The organism is Streptomyces sp. PU-14G (assembly GCF_041028275.1).
Lineage (GTDB): Bacteria > Actinomycetota > Actinomycetes > Streptomycetales > Streptomycetaceae > Streptomyces.
In genome coordinates this window covers 1-5,484 of sequence record NZ_JASKYT010000467.1, presented here as the reverse complement: position 1 = coordinate 5,484, position 5,484 = coordinate 1, and the positions used below count along the sequence as shown (strand labels likewise).

The 5,484-nt window shown below is 74.5% G+C and carries 5 protein-coding genes and 1 pseudogene; 4 read left to right on the top strand and 2 right to left on the bottom strand.

What is annotated here, in order from left to right; translation table 11 throughout:
* A pseudogene (locus AB8Z75_RS31595) lies at positions 1–303 on the bottom strand (hypothetical protein); the annotation flags it as partial.
* 269 nt (positions 304–572) lie between these two features.
* Between AB8Z75_RS31595 and dhaK the strand changes: the two are divergent.
* The 3 genes from dhaK to dhaM all read left to right on the top strand — a co-directional run bounded on the left by dhaK (position 573) and on the right by dhaM (position 2,903).
* Positions 573–1,565, top strand: a complete 993-nt coding sequence (gene dhaK / locus AB8Z75_RS31590) for a dihydroxyacetone kinase subunit DhaK (protein ID WP_369208033.1) — start codon at positions 573–575, stop codon at positions 1,563–1,565.
* 232 nt (positions 1,566–1,797) lie between these two features.
* Entirely contained in the window at positions 1,798–2,484 is a 687-nt protein-coding gene (dhaL, locus tag AB8Z75_RS31585; RefSeq protein WP_369208031.1) for a dihydroxyacetone kinase subunit DhaL, read from the top strand.
* Positions 2,485–2,486: 2 nt separating this feature from the next.
* Positions 2,487–2,903: a dihydroxyacetone kinase phosphoryl donor subunit DhaM gene (gene dhaM / locus AB8Z75_RS31580; protein WP_369208029.1), complete on the top strand. Its 417-nt coding sequence runs from the start codon at positions 2,487–2,489 to the stop codon at positions 2,901–2,903.
* A 92-nt stretch (positions 2,904–2,995) separates the two neighbouring features.
* Here dhaM and AB8Z75_RS31575 read toward each other — a convergent pair whose 3' ends face one another.
* Positions 2,996–3,442 carry a helix-turn-helix domain-containing protein gene (locus tag AB8Z75_RS31575; protein WP_369208027.1) on the bottom strand — a complete coding sequence of 149 codons (447 nt, stop codon included), beginning with the start codon at positions 3,440–3,442 and terminating at the stop codon, positions 2,996–2,998.
* A gap of 665 nt (positions 3,443–4,107) precedes the next feature.
* On the opposite strand from AB8Z75_RS31575, the gene AB8Z75_RS31570 reads away from it, so the two are divergent.
* On the top strand, positions 4,108–5,307 hold the full coding sequence (locus AB8Z75_RS31570) for a cytochrome P450 (protein ID WP_369208025.1): 1,200 nt from the start codon (positions 4,108–4,110) through the stop codon (positions 5,305–5,307).
* The last annotated feature ends 177 nt before the right edge of the window (positions 5,308–5,484 follow it).

The window sequence follows — 5,484 nt, the reverse complement described above, 5'->3', positions numbered from 1 at the left end:
CCTCGCCCGCGCCCGCGAGCAGGGCGTACGCCATGCGGAGATCTTCTTCGACCCGCAGGCGCGGGCGAGGTAGGCGTCGGCCAGGTCGGCGAAGTCGKCCTCCGTGCGCAGCACCGTCATCAGCGCGTAGTAGAGGTCCAGGAAGGACTGCAGGTCCTGGAAGGAGTAGGCGGCCCGCAGCTCGTCCTGCGAGGCGAAGGGGAGGGCCACCCCGTTGCGCTCGGCGAGGGCGAAAGCGAGCTCGGGCTCGAGGGTGCCCTCGATGTGGAGGTGCAGTTCTGCTTTGGGAATCGGTGCTGCCATGGCGTGGCAGCCTATCGGTTCGGCTCGGTCCAGGTCATGCGCGGTTCCTCGGCCACCGCGCCGCGCGCCGCGCGCCGCGGATCGCGGGGCGCGCTCCTCGGGTCGCGGGGCGCGAGGCGCTCTCCGCGGGTCGCGGGTGGCCCACCCCGCGGTGCGGGGTGGCGCTCGGCAGCGTGGCGATGACGCGTACGTCCCCGGGCCGGGAGGCGCGCGCACTTCGCGGCCACGCGGCCCGCCGAAGTGGCTGCTAATCTCGCCCGGAGGTACACATGCGAATGCTGATCAACGTGCCCGAGTCCGTGGTCCCCGACGCGCTGCGGGGGATGGCGGCGGCGCACCCGGAGCTGACGGTCGACGTGGACAGGCGGATCGTGCTCCGCCGGGACGCGCCCGTGGCGGGCAAGGTGGCGCTCGTCTCGGGCGGCGGCTCGGGGCACGAGCCGCTGCACGGGGGTTTCGTGGGGCCGGGGATGCTGGACGCCGCCTGTCCCGGCGAGGTCTTCACCTCGCCCGTTCCCGACCAGATGGTGGCCGCCGCGGCGGCCGTGGACAGCGGCGAGGGTGTGCTGTTCGTCGTCAAGAACTACACCGGCGACGTCCTGAACTTCGACATGGCGGCCGAGCTCGCCGAGGACGAGGGCGTGCGCATCGCCAAGGTGCTGGTGGAGGACGATGTCGCCGTCACCGACAGCACCCACACGGCCGGGCGGCGGGGCACCGGCGCGACCCTGTTCGTGGAGAAGATCGCCGGGGCGCTCGCCGCCGAGGGCGCGCCGCTGGAGCGGGTCGCGGAGACCGCACGTCGCGTGGCCGAGTCGTCGCGCAGTTTCGGGGTGGCGCTGAGCGCCTGCAGCACCCCGTCGAAGGGCGGCCCCATGTTCGAGCTGCCGCCGGGCGAGCTGGAGCTGGGCGTCGGCATCCACGGGGAGCCGGGCCGGGAGCGGCGCGAGATGATGACCTCGGGTGAGATCGCCCAGGCCGCCGTTGACGCCGTGCTGGAGGAGTTGCCGCCCGAGGAACCGGTGCTGGCGCTGGTCAACGGCATGGGGGCGACGCCGCTGCTGGAGCTGTACGGGTTCTGCGGCGAGGTGCACCGGGTCCTGGCCGAGCGGCGGATTCCGGTCGCCCGTACCCTCGTCGGCAACTATGTGACCTCGCTCGACATGGCCGGCGCCTCTGTGACGCTGTGCCGGGCCGACGAGGAGCTGCTGCGGCTGTGGGACGCGCCTGTGCGCACCCCGGGGCTGCGGTGGGGCGTCTGAGCGGATGCGCACAGCGGCGGTGGCACCGGCACGCGGCGGTCCTGGCGCGCCGGGGCCGGCGTGACGGGACCGGCGTGACGGGACCGGCTGGCGTGACGGGGCCGGCGCGGCCGTAGTGCCGCGTGCCGTCAGGCCACGGCGCCGCCGCCGCGCCCCGCCGCGGTGGCGGGGGCGCGGCACGCCCCGCACGGGGCAGCACGACCGAAACCGGGACAGCGGCGAAGGAGCAGTGGTGAGCGGCAAGGTGACGAACGGCGCCGGCGGGTCCGGCGAGGGCGGCGGAAGCGCGGAGGGCTGGGACGCCGCCTTCTTCGCGCGCTGGATGCGGGCCGCCGCGGACGCGGTCGACCGCGAGGCCGACCGGCTGACGGAGCTGGACTCGGCGATCGGCGACGCCGACCACGGCGGCAACATGCGCCGCGGGTTCGCGGCGGTCCGCAGCGAGCTGGACGAGGGCGTCCCTGCCACGCCCGGGTCGGTGCTGATGACGGCGGGCCGCAAGCTCGTCTCGACCGTCGGCGGTGCCTCGGGCCCGCTGTACGGGACGCTGCTGCGCCGTACGGGCAAGACGCTCGGTGACGCGGAGGTGGTGACGGGCGAGGAGCTGGCCGGGGCGCTGCGCGCGGGGATCGACGCGGTGGCCCAGTTGGGCGGCGCCGCCGCGGGCGACAAGACCATGCTGGACGCGCTCTGGCCGGCCGCCGACGCGCTGGCGGACAGCGGCGGCAAGGACCTGCGAGCGGCTCGGAAGGCGGCCGAGCAGGGCGCCAAGGAGACGGTTCCGCTCCAGGCGCGCAAGGGGCGCGCCAGCTACCTGGGCGAGCGGAGCATCGGCCACCAGGACCCGGGAGCCGCCTCCGCGGCACTGCTGATGGCCGCCCTCGCAGCAGCGGGCGGCGAAGCGGAAGGGAGCGAGTGAGCATGGCGGACGCGAACGACGGAGCCCGGGTGGGGATCGTGCTGGTCTCCCACAGCAAGCAGGTCGCCGACGCGGTGGCCGCGATGGCCGCCGCTCTCGCCGGGGTACCCGACGCGCCCGTCACCGGCGCCGGCGGTCTGCCCGACGGCGGCCTGGGCACGAGCGAGGAGATGATCACCGAGGCGGCCCGCCGCGTGGACGCGGGTGCGGGCGTCGCGCTCCTCGCCGACCTGGGCAGCGCGGTCCTGACGGTCAAGACGCTGCTGGCCGAGGGGGACGAACTCCCCGACCCGGCCCGCCTGCTGGACGCCCCGCTGGTGGAGGGCGCGATCGCCGCTGTGGTGACGGCCGCGGGCGGCGGCGACCTGGCGGCGGTGGCCGCGGCGGCAGAGGAGGCGTACACCTACCGCAAGGTGTGACCCGCCAGAGGTGAGACCCGCGCGGGTGCCCACTCGGGCGCGCGCCCTCCCGCCGTGGCGGTGCCCGGCCCCGGCCCCACCTCCCGTGCCCGTCACCGTGCGGGCACGGTGACGGGCCGCTGCCCGGCCGCGGGCAGCGCTTTCCGCACCGGTGCCGCACCCGCCACGGAAGGCACGGCCCGCGGCCGTGCCCGAGCGGCCAGAGGCCCCGGCTCCGACCCCTGCGCCTTCGCCCCGCGGACGGCCGGCGCCACCGCCGCCACCGCCGCAGGCCGTGTTGCCGTCGCGCCTGTCGTTGCCGCGTTCGGGGACAACGCGTAGCGGCCGTATCCGGTCCTGCGGACCAGTCCATGTTCCTCGGCCTGGGCGAGGAGCTTGTTCGCCTGGGAGGGGCTCAGCCCCGCGCGGCGGGCGATGACGCCCAAACGGTGGGCGCCCGGGTCCTCCCTCTCCAGTTCCGCGAGAGCTGCCAGCAGAGCGAACGCGCGTGCCGCGCTCATGAAGTACGCCCCGGTCTCCGTTTCCTGCTCGGTCTGCACTCCACCCGTGTCTTCATAGGTACACACCTTTGCAGTCGCGTCGTGTCGAGCGGCTTGCCAAACAGGTGAGTGCCCCGCTCGCCCGTCCCGCATGCGCTGTTTTGGACGCCACTGCGGTACGTCACGGCGGAATGGACCGTTCACTTTTCCACCGGAGGAAAAGTAGCGTTTTTCGACGTGCCGCCCCTTGCGCCGAACGCAATCGCTGTCGGAGGGTGACGACGGCCGACTTCCGGTCGCCACCAGACCAACACGGAAGGTGGGATGCGGGGATTGCTTTTCTTTCAACGAGTGAGCACTGCCACTGCCATCGATGTGCAGGCGTCTCCCGGTCCGAACAGCGCCCCCGCTCTCATCTGAATTCCACCCGTCCCGGAATACCGGGGCGCTGGAGAACTCGCCGTCGGCCCTCGCGTCCACGGCGTTGCTGACACCCCTTCACCGAAAGGAGAGTGCCATGCGTTACATCCACTGATGACACCACGTCACCGCGGCCACGCGTCTCCGCGCGTGGCCGCGAGCGGCGACGCGTCCCGTCACCGCCCCACCTCCTCGGGGACCGTCACGAAACCCGAACCCGAGGACCCACACCCCGGAACCCGGACAAGAGAACCCGCACCCGAGACCCCGCACCACGAGACTCCGCACCCCGAGAAAGGCAGACCATGACGGGAGCCGCGGCGCACGCACAGCGGGACACCCGCTACGACCCCCTGGCGCCCGAGGTCATCGCCGCCCCGCACCCCTTCTACCGGCGGCTGCGCGAGCACCGGCGCGTCTACTGGCACGGGCAGCTCGATTCCTGGGTCCTCACCGGGCACGCCGAGTGCCGTGCGGTCCTCGGCGACTCCGCCTCGTTCGGCTCGGACTTCCGCAGGGTGGGGGAGAACATCCCCGAAGCCCAGCTGAGCGTGCAGTCCCTCGACCCGCCCGCCCACGGAGCGATCCGGCACCTGCTCGTCTCCGCGCTGCACACCCGCTCGCACACGGCGGTGACCGACACCGCCGCGCGGCTCGCCGCGCAGCGGCTGGCGGCCGTGCGCGGCACGGACCGTCCGGTCGATCTCGTCAGCGAGATCGCCCGCCCTCTCGCCCTCCACACGATGTGCGACTTCCTGGGCGTCGCCTCCCCCGACGGGCCCTGGTTCGAGGAGATGTCGAACGCCATCGTCCGCAGCATGGACGCCGGCCTCGACCCCGCACGCGCCGAACCGGGCAACAAGGCCAGGCAGGAGCTGAGCCGCATGGTCGGTACCTGGCTGGACACGGCAGAGGAGGGCGGTTTCGTCGGGGCGCTGCGGGCGGCCCGTGCGCGCACGCCCGAGGTCTCCGAGGCGGTGCTGGCCAACTCGCTGCGCGCCGTGCTGCACGCGGGATACGAGTCGGTCAGCCGCCTGCTGGGCAACGCGCTCGCCCGCCTGGTGACGGACGATCGGGCGCTGCCGGACCGCGCGGCGGCCGAGGGGCGACTCGACACGCTGGTGGACGAACTGCTGCGGCTGGAGGGCCCGGTACAGGCGGACGCCCGGGTGTGCGTGCGGGACAGCGAGGTGGCCGGCCGGCGGATAGGGCGCGGGGAGGTGCTGGTGCTGCTGCTGGGCGCCGCGAACCGTGACCCGGACGTCTTCCCGGACCCGGACACCGTCGACCTCGGCCGCCGCAGGGGCCGGCATCTGGCGTTCGGCCGGGGCGCGCACGCCTGCCTGGGTGCGGGGCTGGCCACGCTGCAACTGCGCGCCGTGCTCGTGGCCCTGCGCGAGGCGCGCCTCGGGTTCGTCCCGTCCGGCACGGCCGAGTACGAACCGACCGCGACCCTGCGGGGACTGCGGACGCTCCCCGTGCGCGTACGCGACACCGGCCCGTGAGCGTGACCGGCACCCCCGGTCCCACCCCGCGCCGAGCCCGGCACCGCGACCCGGCACGCGCGCGGCCCCGCCCGCATCCTGACCCGGCACGGGTCCGGGTCMSGGYSCGGGCCCGTGCCGGGTCAGGATGCGGGCCCCGGCACGCGCGCGGGGTGGGACCGGGGGTGCCGGTCACGC

Coding starts and splice junctions, on each gene's coding strand:
- AB8Z75_RS31570 (WP_369208025.1), top strand. CDS start 4,108: ATGACGGGAGCCGCGGCGCACGCACAGCGGGACACCCGCTACGACCCC.
- dhaK (WP_369208033.1), top strand. CDS start 573: ATGCGAATGCTGATCAACGTGCCCGAGTCCGTGGTCCCCGACGCGCTG.
- dhaM (WP_369208029.1), top strand. CDS start 2,487: ATGGCGGACGCGAACGACGGAGCCCGGGTGGGGATCGTGCTGGTCTCC.